Raw genomic sequence first — 327 nt, 5'->3', positions numbered from 1 at the left:
TTCAACGTATGAAAGCACTGGCTTCGCAGTCTTTGTCCGGTTCCGTTACAGATACTGAACGTGCTTATATTAATGCTGAATTTACAGCACTGGATGCTGAGATTCTTGGGATTGAAACAACAACTACCTTTAATGGCGATGCCTTGATTGATGGTACTTTCAATGAAAACTTCTTCGTTGGTCTTGGTGCTGCCGGTGTTGTGAATAATATCACGGCTGATTTAACCACTGTGAACGTTGCTGCGGTTGGTGGTGATGTTTCAACGTCTGGTACTGCGGCAACTGCATTTACGAACGTTACCGCTCGTATTAATACGATTGCGACTG

General features: G+C 44.0%; 1 protein-coding gene. It reads left to right on the top strand.

What is annotated here, in order from left to right:
* The coding region (locus WH95_RS20195; protein ID WP_046510256.1) for a flagellin N-terminal helical domain-containing protein at nucleotides 1–327 on the top strand (327 nt) is incomplete at both ends.

This window comes from Kiloniella litopenaei (assembly GCF_000982415.1).
In the GTDB taxonomy this organism is placed as follows: Bacteria; Pseudomonadota; Alphaproteobacteria; order Kiloniellales; family Kiloniellaceae; genus Kiloniella; species Kiloniella litopenaei.
The sequence above is the reverse complement of the archived record's forward strand: the minus strand, read 5'-3'. Positions and strand labels throughout refer to the sequence as shown.